Consider the following 17,921-nt stretch of genomic DNA (forward strand, 5'->3'; position numbering starts at 1 on the left):
TCTCAAGTTGAAGAGATCAATCCAGGCCGAACTCAATCGAATCAACGGAAATCCATACAAACCATACAAACGCCTCACGACGCCCATACAGAATTGATGGCTTCCAGAAAGAAACGTCGAATCCGACACTATCCCAATCAGTACCAAGCACCCAAAAAGAGCACCCAGCACCCGCAAGGACAACGCCGACCACGTTTCCCTTTCTTCCTTCCCAACAATGTCAAAGAGCACCCAGACAAGCATGCCGATCGACCGGCGAACCGGTTTTGCCGAAAAAACTTGTCTGGAAAGTCGCATTGGCCGATCGGCCTTCGCAACAAGGAGCGAGTTTATACACTCCGGAATTTCCCGTGTCAACCGATTATTCCAGCTCCTACTGGAGTGGGCGGAACGCTTCGCAGCCTCTGCCCCGTTTCGGTCGACCCGCCCGGCGACCAGGCTCGTCGCCCCGCCGTCGGTGCAGCGGGGTATATGCGCCGGCTTTCCCGTCGTCAAGCGCTGATATGATCGCTTCGTCGGTTTTTTGCATCGCACCGGTTTTCCACAGCTTCCCACATGCTGCTGTTCTGGTGCACCAGCTTCCTGATGCTGATCGGCACATCGCCCAAGCCGCTTTTCTCATCTCGCTTTCGGCGCCCGATACGGCATGATGAGCATGCACCGCCCTCCCCTTTCGCGCGAATCCGTGATCCGCCCCATGATCCGCCCCACACCAGCCGACACACCCCGCTTCCACGATTCCGCTGACAGCCCGGAGGCAACCGCCGCCGCGCCTCCCCTCTCGGGGATCGGCTCGGCCTTTGCCGTGATCTGGTCGATCACCGCCGGCGCGACCTTTCTCCAGATCGCAAACGGTCTCCTGCAGATCCTGCTGCCCCTGCGCATGGATGCGGCGGGGATGTCGATCGGCGAGATCGGCCTCGTCGCCTCCGGCTACGGTCTCGGCTTCGCGGCAGGCTGCATGCTGGTCCCGCTGCTGGTGCGCCATGTCGGTCATATCCGCGCCTTCGCGAGCCTCGCCGCTATCTCCGCCGTCGTCGCGCTCGGTTTCACGCAGGCCGAGGAATTGTGGAGCTGGATTTTCCTGCGCACCCTGTCGGGCATGGTTCTCGCCGGACTGTTTACCGTCATCGACGGCTGGGTCAGCGCCGGCGCAACAGCTGCCAATCGCGGGCGCGTCGTCTCGCTCTATATGCTTTGCACCAAAATCGCGCTGATGCTCTCACCACTTGCCATCAGCCTCGGCTCGATCGAGACGGACGGGCTGTTCATGGCGATCGCCGCCTTGATGTGCCTGGCGCTGATCCCGGTTTCCGCCACGCTTTCGCGCGAACCGCCTGCTCCGCGCACGATCAGCCTGATCATACCAACCCTGTTTCGCAAGGCGCCCTCCGCCGTGACCGGGGCATTCGCGGTAGGATTGATGAATTCCTCGGTGATCGCCATCGCCCCGGTCTACGGGATTCAGATGGGCCTTGATGCCACCGAAGCCGCCCTGCTGTTTCTCGCCCTGCAGGCCGGTTCGCTGATCCTGCAATGGCCGATGGGCTGGCTCTCGGATCGCACCGACCGGCGGCGGGTGATCGCAGGCCTCTTCGCCGGCACGGCGCTCGCCTGTATCGGCATCGTCACTGCAAGCCACGTCATCGCGAGCCACGTCGCGCTGGCCCCGGCACTGATCATCGCCTTCGCGCTCTGGGGCGGGATGGCCTTGTGCATTTATGCGGTGTGCATCGCCCATGCCTGTGACATCGTCGAGGCCGACATGATCGTGCCGGCGATCTCGAGCCTGCTCGTCTGCTGGGCGGCGGGGGGCATGTTCGGGCCGTTCCTCGCGACCACCCTGATGGCGGCGATGGGACCACAGGGCCTGTTCGTCTTCTGCGGATTGATCGCGACCACGCTGGCCGGCTTCGTGACCTGGCGCATACGGGCCCGCGAGCGCTCGCCTGCGCAGGGCGGCTTCGTCAATCTGCCGGCGACGAGCGCGGGCACGGCGGAGCTCTCTCCGCGCGCGCATGAGGATAGCGGCGGCGCCGAGGATTCGACGCCCCCGGACCCGCCCCCAGCGAAACCGGCCTGAACGCGCCCTCCCGGCTCAGCCTCACTCCCACCACGGCTCCGGCAACGCGACATGGCCTGCTGCATTCTCGATGACCTGGCCGGCGGCGAAGAGCGTCTCCTCGTCGAAGGGGCGCCCGATGAGCTGCAGGCCGAGCGGCAGGCCCTTGGCATCGAAGCCGCCGGGCACGGAAATGCCGGGCAGGCCGGCCATGTTCACGGTCACGGTGAAGATGTCGTTGAGATACATCTCCACCGGATCACCCGAGCCCTTCTCGCCGATGCCGAATGCCGCTGACGGCGTCGTCGGGGTCAGGATGGCATCGACGCCTTCGGCATAGACGTTCTCGAAATCACGCTTGATCAGGGTGCGGATCTTTTGCGCGCGCAGGTAATAGGCGTCGTAATAGCCCGCCGAGAGCACATAGGTACCGATCATCACCCGGCGCTTGACCTCGCGGCCGAAACCGGCGGCGCGGGTGCGCTCATACATGTCGAGGATATCCTTGCCCTCGACGCGCAGACCATAGCGCACGCCGTCATAGCGGGCGAGATTTGATGAAGCCTCCGCCGGGGCGACAATATAATAAGCCGGCAGCGCGTATTGCGTATGCGGCAACGAGACCTCGACGATCTCGGCACCCGCCTCGCGCAGCCAGGCCTGGCCGGCCTCCCAGAGACGCTCGATCTCCGTCGGCATGCCGGGCACGCGATATTCCTTGGGGATGCCGATCTTCAAACCCTTCACCCCACGCCCCACGGCAACCTCGAAATCGGGGACGGGGAGATCGGCGCAGGTCGTGTCTTTTGCATCCGGGCCCGCCATGGCCTGAAGCATCATCGCCGAATCGCGCACGGTCCTGGTGATCGGGCCGGCCTGGTCGAGCGAGGAGGCGAAGGCGACGATGCCCCAGCGCGAGCAGCGGCCATAGGTCGGCTTGATGCCCACGGTCCCGGTGAATGCCGCCGGCTGGCGGATGGAGCCACCGGTATCCGTCGCGGTCGCGGCAAGGCACAGACGCGCGGAAACCGCCGCCGCAGAACCGCCGGAAGAGCCGCCGGGCACCAGCGGGGTTTCATCCCCGACCCGCCGCCAGGGCGACACCACGGGGCCGAAGGCGCTGGTCTCGTTGGACGAGCCCATGGCGAATTCGTCGCAATTGAGCTTGCCGAGCATGACGGCGCCGGCATGCCAGAGATTGGCGCTCACGGTCGATTCGTAGCGCGGCGTGAAACCCTTGAGGATGTTGGAGCAGGCCGTCGATTCGACTCCCTCGGTGCAGAACAGGTCCTTGACCCCGATCGGCAGCCCCTCGAGTGGGCGGGCCTCGCCGCGTGCGATGCGCTCATCCGCCGCCACCGCCATGGCGAGCGCCTGGTCGGGCGTCTCGCGGACATAGGCGTTAAGGCTCTTGCCGGCGCCCATGGCTTGCTGATGCGCTTTGGTCAGTTCGACGGCGGAAAAACGCTTGGCCTTGAGGCCGTCGCGGGCTTCGGCGAGGGTGAGATCGGTCAGATTCGTCACGGGCGGGCACTTTCTGCGAGAAGTGGCGCGGAAACGGGATGCGGTCGCGCGGCGAAGCGCGGCTTACTCGACGACTTTCGGCACCAGGAAGAACCCGTCTTCCGCAGCCGGCGCGTTGGCGGTGACATCGGCAGCCTTGCCGCCATCGGTCACCCCGTCCTCGCGCATCTTCATCGCCATCGGCGTCACCGAGGTCATCGGCTCCACATCGGTCACATCGACTTCGCCGAGTTGCTCGACGAAAGCGAGGATCGCGTTCAGCTCACCCTGGAGATGCGGCACGTCATCGTCACTCACGGCGATGCGCGCAAGCCGGGCAATGCGGCGGACAGTGTCTTGATCGACCGACATGGGCGTTCCTGCAATGCGTCATAAGGTGCTGCGGCTATATCACCGCGCAGGCTCAGGCCGCAAGGGCGAGGGCCAACGTGGCCGTGGAGCATTTTCATCCCGCATGCGCAACGGCGCTCCCCTCCACCCGGTGCATACCCGGAGAGCAGTCAGAGTGGACGGAGCAGGCAATGCAGCGCAACCTCCCCTCTTCCCGGACCATACATCACTCTCGGGAGCGAGGGGAGCCCGGGAGCGGTTTTTCGCATCATCGCAGTGCACCGATCCACGGGCCTTTGGGCGCGCCTGCCTTGATCCAGATCAGGGCGCGATCAGGCTCGACCCTGCATTCGTGAGACAATAATCACATGCAAGCAGTCAATGGAGCCCGCCCGATGGATTATCCCGACTATATCAAGCAAACCCGCGACCGTTCACGCAATCTCAACCGAGCCGTCCCCGGCACCATGAAGGGGTTCGGGGCTCTGTCGACGGCGGTGAAGGAGGGCGGTACGCTCGGGGTGAAGGAGAAGGAATTCGTGGCTTTGGGGATTTCGGTCGCCGTGCGTTGCGAGGCCTGCATCGCCTTTCATGTCGATGCCCTGATGAAGGCGGGTGCGAGCCGCGAGGAACTGGCCGATGTGCTCGCCATGGCGATCCAGATGGGCGGCGGACCCTCGGTCATGTATGCCGGCAAGGCGCTTGAATGCTGGGACCAGCTCGCCGGCTGAAGCCCGGCTGGAAACACGCATGTCCCGTGATCACCGCACCCGCAACCCGCGCGATCACGCGGCGATATCCGGCATTGTCCGGCTTGACCCTGCGCCCCGCAAAGGCGACACGTCTTCCCGACGGCATTGTTTCGGGGGATCGTGATGGGCGAGGCGCATGCATTTTATGAATTTGCGATGGTTCTGGCGCTGGCCTCAGCCCTCGGGCTCATCGGCCTGTTCCTGAAGCAGCCCCTCGTCGTCGCCTTCATCGCCACCGGCATCATCGTCGGCCCTGACGTGCTTAATCTCGTTACGGAAGCAGAGGCCGTCGATCTTCTGGCCGAGATCGGCATCGCGGCCCTGCTATTTCTCGTGGGGCTCAAGCTCGACGTGCATATCGTGCGCAAGCTCGGCGCCGTCTCCGTGGCGACGGGGCTCGGCCAGGTGACCTTCACCGCCGTATTCGGCTTCCTGATCTGCCTGATGCTGGGCCTCGATCTCGTCACCAGCATCTATATCGGCGTGGCGCTGACCTTCTCCTCGACGATCATCATCGTGAAGCTGCTCAGTGACAAGCGCGAGGTCGATTCACTGCACGGGCGCATCGCCATCGGCTTCCTGATCGTGCAGGACATCGTCGTGGTGCTGGCCATGATCACGCTCTCGACCATCGGTGTCGGGGTCGGCGGATCACAGGCGGGGCTCGGGATCGGCGGCGTGCTCGGGGCCGGGCTGCTGTTCGTCGGCGTGGTCGCGCTGTTCATCCGCTATGTGGCCGAGCCGCTGATGAGCCGGATCGCGCGGATGCCGGAACTGCTCGTCACCTTCGCCATTGCCTGGGCGGTGCTGTTTGCCGCGATCTGCGACTGGATCGGCCTCGGCAAGGAGCTCGGCGGGCTGCTCGCCGGTGTCTCGCTGGCCACCACCTCCTACCGTGAAGCGATCGCCTCACGGCTGTCGAGCATGCGCGATTTTCTGCTGCTCTTCTTCTTCATCAATCTCGGCATGGGGCTGAGCCTGAGCGCGCTCAGCGACCAGCTTCCGGCGGCGGTGGTGCTCTCGCTCTTCGTGCTGATCGGCAACCCGCTGATCGTGATGGCGATCATGGGCTATATGGGCTACCGCAAGCGCACCGGGGTGCTGGCCGGCGTGACCGTGGCGCAGATCAGTGAATTCTCGCTGATCTTCATGGCCATGGGCGTGACGCTCGGCCATGTCTTCGATGCGGCGGTCGGGCTCGTCACCCTGGTCGGCCTCGTGACCATCACGCTCTCCACCTACATGATTCTCTATTCCCAGACGATCTATGGCTGGATCGAGCCGTGGATCAGCGTGTTCGAGCGCGCGAACCCGCATCGCGAAGATCACAGCGAAAGCAGCAAGAGCGCGTCATACGACATTATCCTTTTCGGGCTGGGGCGCTACGGCACGCAATTGTCGCGCGTCATGCATGATGCGGGGGCAAAGGTGCTGGGCGTGGATTTCGACCCGGAAGCCGTCGCCGCGTGGCGCAGGAACGGTCTTCCCGGCCTCTATGGCGATGCCGCCGATCCGGAATTCGTCATCGGCCTGCCGCTGGCGCGGGCGCGCTGGCTGATCATCGCCACGCCGCATATCGGCCCCTCGGTGACGCATGAGGATGCGCGGCTGATCCTGATGGAAGAGGCGCGCAAGGCGGGCTTTACCGGCAGGGTCGCGATCCGGGGTCACGGCGCCGAAGACAAGGCCATGCTCGAGAAAGCAGGCGCCGATCTCGTGCTCGATCCCTTCGCCGATGCCGCCGTGCGTGCCGGCGAAATCGTGGGCTTCTGCCGCGAGGAGGTGCGCCAGGGTGGTGATATCAAGGGCGATGACGTGAAGGCCCCAGAGGTCCCTGCCTGATCGACGGGCATCACGCCTGTATTTTGAGCAGCCCTGCCGACAAAACACAGTTGCCGGCAGGGTGACGTAGCGCAATGCTCAAACCCCATGCTGATGACCCGTCCGCCCTCCTCACCGCGCCTGCCGCGCATGATTCGCGCCGAAGGCGGCGTGCGCCTCGCGATCGGGGCAGATCCGCGCCGGGGCGGGGCGCCGATGCGGATCGCCGAGAGCGGCGGCTACCGGGTGCGCTTCCCGCGCGGGCGCATCTGTGAGGGTGTATTCATCAATACCGGCGGCGGCATGACAGGCGGCGACCGGCTCGGCATAGACGTCACGCTCGCTGACGGCGCCGAGGCGGCCTTGACCACACAGGCCGCTGAAAAGATCTATCGCAGCGATCACGACGATACCGAAGTCACCGTCTCCCTCGATCTCGCCCCCGGGGCCGGCCTCGCCTGGTTGCCGCAGGAGCAGATCCTCTTCGACGAGGCGCGCCTGCGCCGGCGTTTTGAAGTCGCCATGGCCGCCGATGCGCGGCTGATCCTGCTCGAATCGACGATTTTCGGACGCACCGCCATGGGCGAAAGCGTCAATGCCGGGCGGTTTCGCGATTCCTGGCGGATACGCCGGGCGGGCCGGCTGATCTTCGCCGAGGAGGTGCGGCTGGAGGACACGATCGCGCAAACGCTCGCCCGTGGCGCGGTGGCCGGCGGCGCCCATGCCTTCGCCACCTGCCTGATCGTGGCCCCGGATGCGGAGGCCCGGCTGGAGGAGGCGCGCGCACTTCTCGTGGACGCGCCCAGCACCTGCGGCATCAGCGCGCTCGACGGTTTTCTCGTGGCCCGTTTTCTCAGCCATGACGCGCAGGCCCTGCGCGGGACGCTGATCCGTTTCGTCGAAGCCATGCGCGGTCATGCCATGCCGCGCAGCTGGATGATCTGAGGAGAAAGTCAATGCAATTGTCACCGCGCGAAAAGGACAAGCTCCTCGTTTCCATGGCCGCCATGGTGGCGCGTCGCCGCCTGGAGCGGGGGGTGAAGCTGAACTACCCGGAAGCGATCGCGCTGATCACGGATTACGTGGTCGAGGGCGCGCGCGACGGGCGCTCGGTGGCCGATCTGATGGAAGCGGGCGCACATGTGATCAGCGCCGATCAGGTCATGGACGGCATCGCCGGGATGATCCACGACGTGCAGGTCGAGGCGACCTTTCCCGACGGCACGAAGCTCGTCACCGTGCATGACCCGATCCGGGGTGCGAGCGGGGCGCTGAGCCCGGGCGAGGTTACCACGCCGGAAGGCGCCATCGAGCTCAATGCCGGGCGCGAGATGGTGACGCTCGCGGTCGCCAACAAGGGCGATCGCCCGATCCAGGTCGGCTCGCATTACCATTTCTACGAGACCAATCCCGGCCTCTCCTTCGAGCGCGAGAAGGCGCGCGGCATGCGCCTCGACATCCCTGCCGGTTCTGCCGTGCGCTTCGAACCGGGCCAGACCCGCGAAGTAACGCTGATACCGGTGGTCGGCGATCGCAAGATCTACGGGTTCCGGCAGGAGGTAATGGGCGATCTCTGACGCTTCGCCCGCGCCAATCCCAAAGCCGCCTCGTCGCCTTGCGCCCTTGACCAAGGGGCATCGGGCGTCAACTCTGCCGCGACGATCAACGGATGATTGGCTGGGGAGGACGGCATGGATCTCGGGGCGCGGCTTGCGGGCAAGCATATCCTGATCACGGGGGCTTCATCCGGGCTCGGCGCGCATTTCGCCATGCTCTGCGCCCGCCACGGCGCCCGGGTCACGGTGGGCGCGCGGCGCAAGGAGAAGCTCGACGACCTGGTCGCCGAACTCGCATCCGCCGGTGCGGCATCCGCGCGCGCCGTCTCCCTCGACGTCACCGACGAAGCCTCCGTAAAAGCCTGTTTCGACATGCTCGACGCACCCCTCGATACGCTGGTCAACAATGCCGGCATCGCGCTTTCCTCCATGGCGATCGACACGCCCCTCGATGATTTCGACGCGGTGATGGCGACCAATGTCCGCGGCGTATTCGCCATGGCGCAGGAGGCGGGGCGGCGCTGGCGGGATGCGCAGCAGCCGGGCAATATCGTCAACATCGCCTCGATCCTCGGCCAGCGCGTCGCCGGCGGGGTGACCCCCTATGCGATCTCGAAGGCCGCGGTGAAACAGGCCACGCATGCGCTCGCGCTCGAATGGGCGCGGTTCGGCATCCGCGTGAACGCCCTCGCACCGGGCTATATCGAGACCGAGATCAACGCCGCATTCTTCGCCACGCCGCCGGGCGAGGCGATGATCAAGCGCATTCCGATGCGTCGCCTCGGCAAGCCCGAGGATCTCGACGCCGCCTTTCTTCTGCTCGCCACTGATGCCTCGCCCTGGATGACTGGGACCTATCTCCCCGTCGATGGCGGGCATCTGTGTTCGGGCCTGTGACCGATCAGGGAAACGCAAGATGGACTTTCAGATTTCACCGCGGATCGACGATTTCCGTGCCCGCATCGCCGCCTTCGTCGAGGAAGAGCTGCTCCCGCTCGAATCGCGCGCTGACAGCTACGACGATCACGAGAATATCCGCCTCGATCTCCTCGACCGGATGCGTGAGAAGGCGCGGGCGCAGGGCCTGTGGTGCCTCCAGCTCAAGCAGGAAACCGGCGGGCAGGATCTCGGCAAGATGGGCATGGCCGTGTGCTACGAGGCCATGAACCGCTCGATCTTCGGGCCCTGCGTGTTCAACTCCGCCGCCCCCGATGACGGCAACATGATGGTGCTGGAACAGGTCGGCACCGATGATCAGAAGGAGCGCTGGCTCCAGCCCATCGTGCAGGGCGAGGTGCGCTCGGCATTCTCCATGACCGAGCCCCATCCCGGCGGCGGTTCCGACCCCTCCATGATCCGCACCCGCGCCGAGAAGCACGGCGACGTCTACAGGATCTACGGCCATAAATGGTATATCACCGGCGCAGGCGTCGCCGATCACTTCATCCTGATGGCGCGCACCTCCGACGATCCGCGCTACGGCCTCACCGCCTTCCTGCATCACAAGGATGCGCCCGGCTGGGAGATCAGGCGCCGCATCCCGATCATGGGGCCGGAAGAGCATGGCGGCCATTGCGAGATCGTCTATGACGGGCTCGAAATCCCGGCAAAGGATGTGATCATGGAAGAGGGCCAGGGGCTCAAGGTCACGCAGATCCGCCTTGGCCCGGCGCGCCTGACCCATTGCATGCGCTGGCTGGGCCTTGCCAAGCGCTGCGTCGAGATCGCGCGTGAATACGCCGCCGAGCGCGAGGGCTTCGGCATCAAGCTGAAGGATCGCGAGAGCGTGCAGCTGATGCTGGGTGGTCTCGCCATGAAGATCGAGATCGGTCGCCTTCTCGTGATGAAGGCCGCCTGGGCGCTGGATCAGGGCTCGTTCGCCCGCCAGGAAGTCTCGATGGCCAAGATCCAGGTGGCGAACGTCCTGCACGAGGCCGCAGACATCGCCATCCAGATCAACGGCGCGCGCGGCTATTCGAAGGATACCGTGCTCGAATGGATCTACCGCTACGCCCGCCAGGCGCGGCTGGTGGATGGCGCGGATGAAGTCCACCGCATGGTGCTCAACCGCTTCCTCGACAAGGAAGGCAGCGACTTCTGGAACTGGCAGGTCTCTGACGGCTGATCCGACTCACAGGGCCGCGTAGGCGGCGAGCGCCACCACGGCGAGCATCGAGGCGGCCATGACGCCGTTGATGGCGAATTGCGCCCGGCGCGAGAGATCGAGTCGGCGCAGGGCGACGCCGGCCCAGAGCCAGCCGAAATGGATCGGGATCCAGATCGCGTTGATGATCAGGAATTTCAGCGCGATCTCGAACCCCGCATGGCCCGGCAGGAAGGCGAAGCCGGAGAAGAAGGCGGTGTTGACTGCATAGGCCTTCGGATTGATCACCTGCAAGGCGATGCCACCGAAAAAACCCGGCGCCTTCTGCGTCTCGATGAAGGCCACCCGCGCGCCGGCGAAGGCGATACGCAGGGCGAGATAAAACAGGTAGAGCACCGAGGCGATGAACAGCACCTGTCTGATTCGCGGCTCTGCCAGGATCAGCGCGGCGAGCCCGCTCACCACGGCGAGCGCGACGAGGTTGGTTCCCACGAACAATCCCGCCAGATAACGCGTTCCTGCCCGATAGCCGTAGCCGGCCCCCACACCGGCGATTGAGAGCACGCCCGGACCCGGCGTGACGATCAGGAAGAATACGGCGGCAGCAAAGGTCAGCATCTGGTTCCGTTTCTGCGGGCCGCTTTCCCGCGAGCACATGTTCGGTGTCGCTGATGGCGCGCCTGCACGCGCCCATCCACCATCATGCCTCGGTATGCCGCCTCGCAGAAGCCCCGTGCCCGCCATGTTCCGTATGTGTCAATGCCCATCCCCGCCCGTGCCACCTCGGGACGGCGAAGCCGGTCTCGGGGACCCATGATCAATCGTCGCGGGAGGCTTCAGCGCTTGCAATGAGAAACACGGTCGCCGCGCTGGCGGTCGCCGCGCCTTCCGGCGCGGCTTGACTTGTCCTGTGGGCGAATTAAGGGTGCCGGCGTCGAATTCGCACGCGAGAGAGGCCCCGTCATGGCTGCCGATATGGACCCGAAATGCTCCTTCCAGGGGCTGATCCTGACATTGCAGCGTTTCTGGGCGGAGCGCGGCTGCGTCATCCTCCAGCCCTACGACATGGAAGTGGGTGCGGGCACCTTTCATCCGGCCACGACCCTGCGATCGCTCGGGCCGAAGGCGTGGAACGCGGCCTATGTGCAGCCCTCGCGCCGCCCCACGGACGGGCGATACGGCGAGAATCCCAACCGTTTGCAGCACTATTATCAGTTCCAGACCATCCTGAAGCCGAGCCCGCCCGATATTCAGGATCTCTATCTCGAGAGCCTGCGCGCGATCGGCATCGATACCAGCTTGCATGATGTGCGTTTCGTCGAGGATGACTGGGAGAGCCCTACGCTGGGCGCCTGGGGGCTCGGCTGGGAATGCTGGTGCGACGGGATGGAGGTCTCGCAATTCACCTATTTCCAGCAGATGCTCGGCTTCGAATGTTCACCTGTCGCGGGCGAGCTCACCTACGGGCTGGAGCGGCTGGCCATGTATGTGCAGGGCGTCGAGAACGTCTATGATCTCAATTTCAACGGCGGCGAGGGCGAAAACCGCGTCTCCTATGGCGATGTCTTCCTCCAGGCGGAGAAGGAATATTCGCGCTACAATTTCGAGCATGCCGACGTCGAGGCGCTGTTTCGTCATTTCCGCGACGCGGAAGACGCCTGCCGCGCCATACTCGCTGCGGGCGACAGGGGCGATCACCACGCGATGGTGCTGCCGGCCTATGATCAGTGCCTGAAGGCCAGCCACGTCTTCAACCTGCTGGATGCGCGCGGGGTGATCTCGGTGACGGAGCGCCAGAGCTACATCCTGCGCGTGCGCGATCTCGCCAAGGCCTGCGGCGAGGCCTGGCTGCGCACCGAGGCCGGTGGCGGTGCCGTGCAGGAAAGGGCGGCGTAAGTGCCGCAGGCATTGAGGCGAGCGCCGCAGGCATGACGTGATTTGACAGTCGCCGAGCTTCACTGCCGGCGACGCCGCTCGCAGCGCATCTCACCCCTCCTCGAAGCGGATCGACTGGGCGCCTTCCCAGAGCACCTTGTTGCCGAGCGTGGCGAGATTTTCGAGGCCACCGGTGAGGGTGATGAAGTGGTTGCCGGCGAGTTGGCCCATCTTTGACGAGAAGGCCACACCCCCATAGGCGAGCAGGATCTCCGTCTCGCTGATACCACCCGGATAGAGGATGATGTGGCCCGGCGCCGGGTGGCTGGTATGGTTCTCGTAGCCGACGCCGAAATCCGTCTCGCCGAGCGGAATCCAGACACCCTCCCCGCTCCAGCGCACATGCACGAGTTGTCCCAAATAGGGCATCTGCCGGCAAAACGCCGCCACGGTCTGTGGCGCGCGGGCTGTCTCGAAATGCCCGGTGAAGACGAATCCGCCGGCATGGATGACGAGGGAGGATGAAGGTGTGCTCATTGTTGATCCTTTGGTTTTTTCATGTCGGGCATTGCTTGTCGCGCAGGTTTGTCGCGGTTCAGAACGGATCGCCGAACGGTGCCTTCGCGGAGGTCGTCAGGCTGTGCAGGCTCGTCGCCTGATTGCGCGGGCGCGGCGCGGGCATGTGCGGGCGCAGCATGCGGCCATGGCCGGCCGCCGCGGCGACCGGCTCCCCGTCGCGCGCAACGATATGCCCGCGCACCAGCGTCATCACGGGCATGCCCTGCACCTGCATGCCTTCATAGGCGCTGACCTTGCCCTTGCTGTGCAGGACCTGTGCCGAGAGTATCGCGTTTTTTTCCATGTCGACGATGACAATATCCGCATCCATGCCCGGAAGCAGACTGCCCTTGCGATCTTGCAGGCCGAAGGCGCGGGCCGGCGCGACGGCCATGGCGCGCACCACCTGCGGCAGGCTCAGCCGCCCCTGCGCGACCGCGTTCAGCATCAGCGGCAGCGACGTCTCCACCCCGGGAAAGCCACAGGCGACCTCCCAGATGGTATCGGCTTCCTTCTCTTCCGGCGCGTGCGGCGCATGATCGGTGGCGATCATGTCGATGGTGCCGTCGGTCAGACCGGCCCAGAGCGGTTCCTGCTGTGCGGCCTCGCGAATCGGCGGATTCATGCGCAGGACATGTCCGCCCGGCTGCGCCATCCGCTCGGCGCTCAGATAGAGATATTGCGGCAGCGTCTCGACGGTGATGTCGGTGCCGCGTTCCTTCCAGAATCGGATGAAGGGCAAGGAACGCGCACAGCTTTCATGCACGATGTGAATGCGCGCGCCGGTCCAGTCCGCGAGCGTCGCGGAGCGGTTGAGTGCCTCCAGTGCGACGACATCGGTACGCGCGGCCAGATGCGCCAGCGGATCGTTGCGCCCGGCCTGCTGCAGCCTGTTCTGGCGCCAGAACAGGATCGGCGAATTCTCCGCATGAATCGAGCAGCGCAGGCCGAGCCCGGCGAGGATTTCGAAACCCTCCAGCACCGCGCCGTCATTCGGGCAGGGCAGATTGCCCGTCGTATTGCCCAGAAACAGCTTGTAGCCGATGGCTCCGGCCTCCGCGAGCGGCGCGAGCTGGTCGAGATTGTGTTCGCCGAGCAGGCCATAGAGCCCGAAGTCGACGAGCGAATCCGCTTCGGCGAGTTCCCGCTTGCGCGCGAGATCATCCGGCGTGGCGGTGGCGGGATCGGTATTGGGCATGTCGAAGACGGTGGTGACGCCGCCCACGGCGGCCGCCGCCGAGCCGGTCGCCCAGTCTTCCTTGTGCGACATGCCGGGGCTGCGGAAATGCACATGCACGTCGATGCAGCCGGGCATCACCACACGCCCGCGCGCGTCGATCTCCTCGCGCGCCTGCGGTCCGGCTCCGGCTGCGGTCACGGCGGTGATGATGCCATCGGTGAAGGCGATATCGCCTGGAAAGACGCGTTCGTCAGTCACGATCATGCCGTTGCGGATGACTGTATCGGCGATCGCGGCAGCAGGGTTGCCTGACATTGGAATAGCTCCGGATAGAAGAGGGCGATCAGGCATCCCGTCCGCCCGTCGTGGGGCGCGGGCGGGATGCCGTGCATTGGGGTCAGCCGGTGGCGATATCATTCTTGCGCATCGACCAGCCGGCAACGCGGCGCTCGATCAGGGAGAACAGCACGTAGAGGCTGACCCCGAGGAAGGCGAGCACCATCAGCCCCGCAAAGACGAGGGGGACGTTGAACGAGGACGAGGCGATCATCATCATGTTGCCCACGCCCCGGTTCGACGCCACCGTCTCGGCCACGACCGAGCCGACGAAGGCGAGGGTCACCGAGACCTTGAGCGAAGCGAAGAAGTACGGCATGGCGCGCGGCAGGCCGACATTCCACAGGATCTCGGTCTTGGAGGCCTTGAGCGTCTTCATCACGTCCTCGAGCTCCGGCTCGACCGTGGCGATTCCGGTGGCGACATTCACCACGATCGGGAAAATGCAGATGATCATCGCAGTCAGGATCGCGGGCACGGTGCCCGCGCCGAACCAGAGCACGAAGATCGGCACGACGGCCACTTTCGGAATCGAGGAAATACCGACGAGCAGCGGATAGGCCGTATCGAAAGCCAGCCGTGAGGACCCGATCAGCACGCCCAGAGACAGGCCGATACACACGCCCAGCGAGAAGCCGACGAGGGTGGTATAGAGCGTCTGATAGGCATGCGGCCAGATCCCCGGCGCGAACCTGACCAGCGTCTCGATGACCTGGCTGGGGCGCGGCAGCACCAGATCGGAGATGTTGAAGATCACACAGGCAGCTTCCCAGAACAGGAATATGCCCACGATCAGCGATATCGAGGCGGCGCGGCGGCGCAAACTGGCGGCGATCGACATGATCAGGCTCCTTCGGGGGCATGTTGTGGCGCGACAATGCCGGAACCGGTTTCAGCCCGCGCCTCCATGATCAGGCTGCGCAAATGCTGGGTGAGGCCGACGAAATCGGCGTCATAGGTCTGATCGATGCTGCGCGGATGCGCGAAAGGCACCTTGCGATCCTCGATGATCCGCCCGGGGCGAGCGCTCATCACGCAGATCCGGTTGGCGAGGAAAGCCGATTCGCGCAGATCATGGGTGACGAGCAGTACCGTCGTCTTCGTCGCCATCCACAGATCCTGCATCACCCCCCACAATTCCTCGCGGGTAAACTGGTCGAGCGCACCGAAGGGCTCGTCGAGCAGAAGCAGGTTGGGTTCATGGATCAGCGCCCGGCTGAGATTGGCCCGCTGCATCATGCCGCCGGAAAGCTGCCAGGGGTATTTCTCGGCAAAGCCCGCGAGACCGACCTGTTCGAGCAGCGCATCCACCCGGTCGCGGAACTCGCCCTTGCGGGCGGAGCGGTAGCGCGCGCGGAAGGGGGGCACGATCTTGAGCGGCAGCATGACGTTGTCGCGGATATTGAGCCAGGGCAGCAGCGTGGCGTTCTGATAGGCCATGCCGATACGGATCGGCTCGGCACCGACTTCGCGGCCCGCGACGAAGATATTGCCGCTCGTGGGTTTCAGGAGTTCCGCCACGAGTTTGAGCAGGGTGGACTTGCCGCAGCCGGAGGGTCCGACCAGGGCGACGAAATCGCCCTTCTCGATGGCGAGCGTGGTCGGTGCGAGTGCCGTGGTGGCACCTTCGCCGCGCCCATAGGTGACCGTGACATGGTCGAAGCCGATGAACGCGCGGGCCGGCGAGATCGAGCCGGGCGCATCCTGGGCCACCAGCGGGGTGTCGGCGACGGCCTGCAGACGGGGAGCGGGCTTTGTCATGATCAATGATCCTCTGGCTGATGCGGCGAGGCGTCTCGGGGGCCGGATGAAGGCAGTTCACAACATGGCCCAGCCGCCATCCACGGGCAGGTCGATACCGGTGATCTGGCGCGAGGCGTCGGAGGCGAGGAACAGGCAGGCCTGCGCAACATCCTCCCCGGTCGAGACGCGCCCTAGCGCATAATCGCAGGCGTGCCGGGCAATCGCCTCCTCCTCGGTGATGCCGAGCCGCGCGGCCATTTCCGGGATCACCTTGGTGCGAAAACGCGGCCCGTCGACCATGCCGGGGGCGACGCAATTGACGTTGATATTGTGGGCACCCGCCTCGATGGCGAAGCTCTTGGTGATGCCGCGCAGCCCCCATTTCGAGGCGGAATAGGCCATGCGTCCGGCCTTGCCGCGCATGCCGAAAGTACCGCCGACATTGACGATCTTGCCCGCACGCCGCGCCATCATGCCGGGCAGGACGGCGCGCATCATGTTGAAGGGGCCGCGCATGTTGAGCACGACGATGTCGTCGAATTCCTCCGGCGTCGTCTCCACACCGGTCTTGCCGATCGGCCCGGAGCCGCCGGCCACGTTCACGAGGATATCGACGGGGCCGAGCGCCTCGGTGGTGATGCTGACCGCAGTTTCGCAGGCGCTTGCATCCGTCATGTCGCAGGCAATGACGAGGGCCTCGCCGCCATCATCGCGGATCTGGCGGGCGAGCGGCTCGATCGCCGCAATATCGCGCCCCGCCAGTGCCAGCTCGCAGCCCTCGCGGGCAAAGGCGAGGCTGACCGCCGCGCCCATGCCCTTGACCGGGCCGGTGATGAGCGCGACGCGCCCTTTCAGTCCCAGTTCCATGGCAAGTCCTCAGCCCAGATCCCGCACGCGCTCGTCTTCCGGCGGCAGGAAGTCGCGCGAGAAGACTTCCCCGACATCCGGGGTGCGCGGCAGATCATTGGCCGCGACGACGATGTCGATGGCTTCCGCGAAACGCTGCGGGGAAATATCGCCGATACCGATCCGTTCGATTTCCGGGTGGCTCATTTCGTCACGCAGGGTCGCCATCAGGCGCATCTTCTCGACCTCGCGGTCGATCAGCGGCTCACGCTGCGCCACGGCGGCGATGCCCGCATCGGGATCGGCCAGCGTGTCGATCAGACCGCGATTGACGGCACGCACAAGGCCACGCACGGCCTCCGGGTGATCATTGATCAGCGCCCGCGAGGCGATCAGCGCGTTGGAATAGAGATCCATGCCGTAATCGCCGTAGCGAATGAAGCGAATATCCTCATCCGGATTCATGCCCGAGAGCAGCGCCGAGAAGCGGATCGTGTTGACGAAGCCGAACACGCCCTCGACCTGGCCGGAGCGCAGCATCTGCTCGCGCAGATTGGGCTGGAAATTGGTGATTTCGATCGTGGAGGTATCGAGTTCGGTGATGCTGGCAAAGGCCGGGAACAGGCGCAGCGCCCCGTCATTGGGCGCCCCGCCGAGAAGCCGGCCTTCGAGATCCTGCGGCGTGTGGATGTCGCTGGAGGAGAGCACACCCACGGTGAAGGGCGGGCGGTTATAGAGCATGTAGACGCCCAGCGGCGTATCCTCGTCGCGCTGGGCGCGCAGCTGGGTGAGGGCATTGATGTCGCCGAAACCGACATCATAGGCGCCGCCTGCCACCTGCGTCACCGCAGCGCCGGAACCGGAACCCTGGTCCATGTTGACGGCGATGCCCTCCTCTTCGAAATAGCCGCGATCCTGCGCGAGAAAAAACCATGATTGCGGGCCCTGGTAGCGCCAGTTCAGGATCATGTTGATCGGCGTGCGCGCCTTGACGATGGCTGGCGCGGCGAGACCCGTCGCAAGGACGGTGCCGAAGGTGAGCTTGGTGAAATCGCGACGATTGATTCCGGCCATGGTGGGACCTTCCATCTGCTTTGGCGACCTTTGCGGGTCGCGGTTGAACGGCTGTGGCGGACGCAAAACCCTGGGCGCTGTCGGAAGGACCTGACCGATCAGGCCTCGTCCCGGAGTGTCTTGAACCGACCTCTTGCGCTGACCCGGACGATAGGGGGAT

18 protein-coding genes are annotated in these 17,921 nt (G+C 65.0%); 8 read left to right on the forward strand and 10 right to left on the reverse strand.

Annotation, left to right across the window (positions count from 1 at the left end; all coding sequences use genetic code 11):
- On the reverse strand, positions 1-297 hold a 297-nt coding region (locus tag VKP01_RS05010; RefSeq protein WP_324410871.1), incomplete at its 3' end, for a hypothetical protein.
- Between the two features lie 358 nt (positions 298-655).
- Here VKP01_RS05010 and VKP01_RS05015 point away from each other — a divergent pair.
- Complete coding sequence (locus VKP01_RS05015) at positions 656-2,083, forward strand: MFS transporter (protein WP_324410872.1); 1,428 nt, start codon at positions 656-658, stop codon at positions 2,081-2,083.
- A 21-nt stretch (positions 2,084-2,104) separates the two neighbouring features.
- On the opposite strand, the gene gatA is transcribed toward VKP01_RS05015, so the two are convergent.
- Both gatA and gatC read right to left on the reverse strand, forming a co-directional pair.
- Positions 2,105-3,586, reverse strand: a complete 1,482-nt coding sequence (gene gatA / locus VKP01_RS05020; protein ID WP_324410874.1) for an Asp-tRNA(Asn)/Glu-tRNA(Gln) amidotransferase subunit GatA — start codon at positions 3,584-3,586, stop codon at positions 2,105-2,107.
- A 63-nt stretch (positions 3,587-3,649) separates the two neighbouring features.
- Positions 3,650-3,937: an Asp-tRNA(Asn)/Glu-tRNA(Gln) amidotransferase subunit GatC gene (gatC, locus tag VKP01_RS05025; protein WP_324410876.1), complete on the reverse strand. Its 288-nt coding sequence runs from the start codon at positions 3,935-3,937 to the stop codon at positions 3,650-3,652.
- A 374-nt stretch (positions 3,938-4,311) separates the two neighbouring features.
- Here gatC and VKP01_RS05030 point away from each other — a divergent pair, with 374 nt between their 5' ends.
- The 6 genes from VKP01_RS05030 (at position 4,312) to VKP01_RS05055 (ending at position 10,170) form a co-directional block, all read left to right on the forward strand.
- Positions 4,312-4,647, forward strand: a complete 336-nt coding sequence (locus VKP01_RS05030) for a carboxymuconolactone decarboxylase family protein (RefSeq protein ID WP_324410878.1) — start codon at positions 4,312-4,314, stop codon at positions 4,645-4,647.
- Between the two features lie 144 nt (positions 4,648-4,791).
- Entirely contained in the window at positions 4,792-6,510 is a 1,719-nt protein-coding gene (locus tag VKP01_RS05035) for a cation:proton antiporter family protein (RefSeq protein WP_324410880.1), read from the forward strand.
- Between the two features lie 87 nt (positions 6,511-6,597).
- Positions 6,598-7,434: an urease accessory protein UreD gene (locus VKP01_RS05040; RefSeq protein WP_324410882.1), complete on the forward strand. Its 837-nt coding sequence runs from the start codon at positions 6,598-6,600 to the stop codon at positions 7,432-7,434.
- 11 nt (positions 7,435-7,445) lie between these two features.
- Positions 7,446-8,066: an urease subunit gamma gene (locus tag VKP01_RS05045; RefSeq protein WP_324410884.1), complete on the forward strand. Its 621-nt coding sequence runs from the start codon at positions 7,446-7,448 to the stop codon at positions 8,064-8,066.
- Positions 8,067-8,180: 114 nt separating this feature from the next.
- The gene (locus VKP01_RS05050; protein ID WP_324410886.1) at positions 8,181-8,942 is read left to right on the forward strand and encodes an SDR family NAD(P)-dependent oxidoreductase; all 762 of its coding nucleotides are present in this window, start codon (positions 8,181-8,183) and stop codon (positions 8,940-8,942) included.
- Positions 8,943-8,961: 19 nt separating this feature from the next.
- On the forward strand, positions 8,962-10,170 hold the full coding sequence (locus tag VKP01_RS05055; protein ID WP_324410888.1) for an acyl-CoA dehydrogenase family protein: 1,209 nt from the start codon (positions 8,962-8,964) through the stop codon (positions 10,168-10,170).
- Positions 10,171-10,176: 6 nt separating this feature from the next.
- Here the strand turns inward: VKP01_RS05055 and VKP01_RS05060 are convergent, their stop codons facing one another.
- Complete coding sequence (locus tag VKP01_RS05060; protein ID WP_324410890.1) at positions 10,177-10,767, reverse strand: LysE family translocator; 591 nt, start codon at positions 10,765-10,767, stop codon at positions 10,177-10,179.
- Between the two features lie 345 nt (positions 10,768-11,112).
- Here VKP01_RS05060 and VKP01_RS05065 point away from each other — a divergent pair, with 345 nt between their 5' ends.
- Positions 11,113-12,045, forward strand: a complete 933-nt coding sequence (locus VKP01_RS05065; RefSeq protein WP_324410892.1) for a glycine--tRNA ligase subunit alpha — start codon at positions 11,113-11,115, stop codon at positions 12,043-12,045.
- Positions 12,046-12,135: 90 nt separating this feature from the next.
- Here VKP01_RS05065 and VKP01_RS05070 read toward each other — a convergent pair whose 3' ends face one another.
- The 6 genes from VKP01_RS05070 to VKP01_RS05095 all read right to left on the reverse strand — a co-directional run bounded on the left by VKP01_RS05070 (position 12,136) and on the right by VKP01_RS05095 (position 17,761).
- Complete coding sequence (locus VKP01_RS05070) at positions 12,136-12,561, reverse strand: DUF3830 family protein (RefSeq protein ID WP_324410894.1); 426 nt, start codon at positions 12,559-12,561, stop codon at positions 12,136-12,138.
- A 58-nt stretch (positions 12,562-12,619) separates the two neighbouring features.
- Complete coding sequence (locus VKP01_RS05075; RefSeq protein ID WP_324410896.1) at positions 12,620-14,077, reverse strand: dihydroorotase family protein; 1,458 nt, start codon at positions 14,075-14,077, stop codon at positions 12,620-12,622.
- Between the two features lie 82 nt (positions 14,078-14,159).
- Positions 14,160-14,939 (reverse strand): ABC transporter permease, encoded by a 780-nt coding sequence (locus tag VKP01_RS05080; RefSeq protein ID WP_324410898.1) that lies wholly within the window; start codon positions 14,937-14,939, stop codon positions 14,160-14,162.
- Between the two features lie 2 nt (positions 14,940-14,941).
- The gene (locus VKP01_RS05085) at positions 14,942-15,859 is read right to left on the reverse strand and encodes an ABC transporter ATP-binding protein (RefSeq protein ID WP_324410900.1); all 918 of its coding nucleotides are present in this window, start codon (positions 15,857-15,859) and stop codon (positions 14,942-14,944) included.
- 57 nt (positions 15,860-15,916) lie between these two features.
- Positions 15,917-16,708 (reverse strand): SDR family NAD(P)-dependent oxidoreductase, encoded by a 792-nt coding sequence (locus VKP01_RS05090; RefSeq protein WP_324410902.1) that lies wholly within the window; start codon positions 16,706-16,708, stop codon positions 15,917-15,919.
- Between the two features lie 9 nt (positions 16,709-16,717).
- Positions 16,718-17,761: an ABC transporter substrate-binding protein gene (locus VKP01_RS05095; RefSeq protein WP_324410903.1), complete on the reverse strand. Its 1,044-nt coding sequence runs from the start codon at positions 17,759-17,761 to the stop codon at positions 16,718-16,720.
- Between the last annotated feature and the right edge of the window lie 160 nt (positions 17,762-17,921).

This window comes from Saliniramus sp. (assembly GCF_035311605.1).
Classification (GTDB): domain Bacteria; phylum Pseudomonadota; class Alphaproteobacteria; order Rhizobiales; family Beijerinckiaceae; genus Saliniramus.

Excerpts from the sequence above, each read along its gene's own strand:
- VKP01_RS05015 (WP_324410872.1), top strand. The coding sequence starts at position 656 with ATGCACCGCCCTCCCCTTTCGCGCGAATCCGTGATCCGCCCCATGATC.
- gatC (WP_324410876.1), bottom strand. The coding sequence starts at position 3,937 with ATGTCGGTCGATCAAGACACTGTCCGCCGCATTGCCCGGCTTGCGCGC.
- VKP01_RS05030 (WP_324410878.1), top strand. The coding sequence starts at position 4,312 with ATGGATTATCCCGACTATATCAAGCAAACCCGCGACCGTTCACGCAAT.
- VKP01_RS05035 (WP_324410880.1), top strand. The coding sequence starts at position 4,792 with ATGGGCGAGGCGCATGCATTTTATGAATTTGCGATGGTTCTGGCGCTG.
- VKP01_RS05040 (WP_324410882.1), top strand. The coding sequence starts at position 6,598 with ATGCTGATGACCCGTCCGCCCTCCTCACCGCGCCTGCCGCGCATGATT.
- VKP01_RS05045 (WP_324410884.1), top strand. The coding sequence starts at position 7,446 with ATGCAATTGTCACCGCGCGAAAAGGACAAGCTCCTCGTTTCCATGGCC.
- VKP01_RS05050 (WP_324410886.1), top strand. The coding sequence starts at position 8,181 with ATGGATCTCGGGGCGCGGCTTGCGGGCAAGCATATCCTGATCACGGGG.
- VKP01_RS05055 (WP_324410888.1), top strand. The coding sequence starts at position 8,962 with ATGGACTTTCAGATTTCACCGCGGATCGACGATTTCCGTGCCCGCATC.
- VKP01_RS05060 (WP_324410890.1), bottom strand. The coding sequence starts at position 10,767 with ATGCTGACCTTTGCTGCCGCCGTATTCTTCCTGATCGTCACGCCGGGT.
- VKP01_RS05065 (WP_324410892.1), top strand. The coding sequence starts at position 11,113 with ATGGCTGCCGATATGGACCCGAAATGCTCCTTCCAGGGGCTGATCCTG.
- VKP01_RS05070 (WP_324410894.1), bottom strand. The coding sequence starts at position 12,561 with ATGAGCACACCTTCATCCTCCCTCGTCATCCATGCCGGCGGATTCGTC.
- VKP01_RS05075 (WP_324410896.1), bottom strand. The coding sequence starts at position 14,077 with ATGTCAGGCAACCCTGCTGCCGCGATCGCCGATACAGTCATCCGCAAC.
- VKP01_RS05080 (WP_324410898.1), bottom strand. The coding sequence starts at position 14,939 with ATGTCGATCGCCGCCAGTTTGCGCCGCCGCGCCGCCTCGATATCGCTG.
- VKP01_RS05085 (WP_324410900.1), bottom strand. The coding sequence starts at position 15,859 with ATGACAAAGCCCGCTCCCCGTCTGCAGGCCGTCGCCGACACCCCGCTG.
- VKP01_RS05090 (WP_324410902.1), bottom strand. The coding sequence starts at position 16,708 with ATGGAACTGGGACTGAAAGGGCGCGTCGCGCTCATCACCGGCCCGGTC.
- VKP01_RS05095 (WP_324410903.1), bottom strand. The coding sequence starts at position 17,761 with ATGGCCGGAATCAATCGTCGCGATTTCACCAAGCTCACCTTCGGCACC.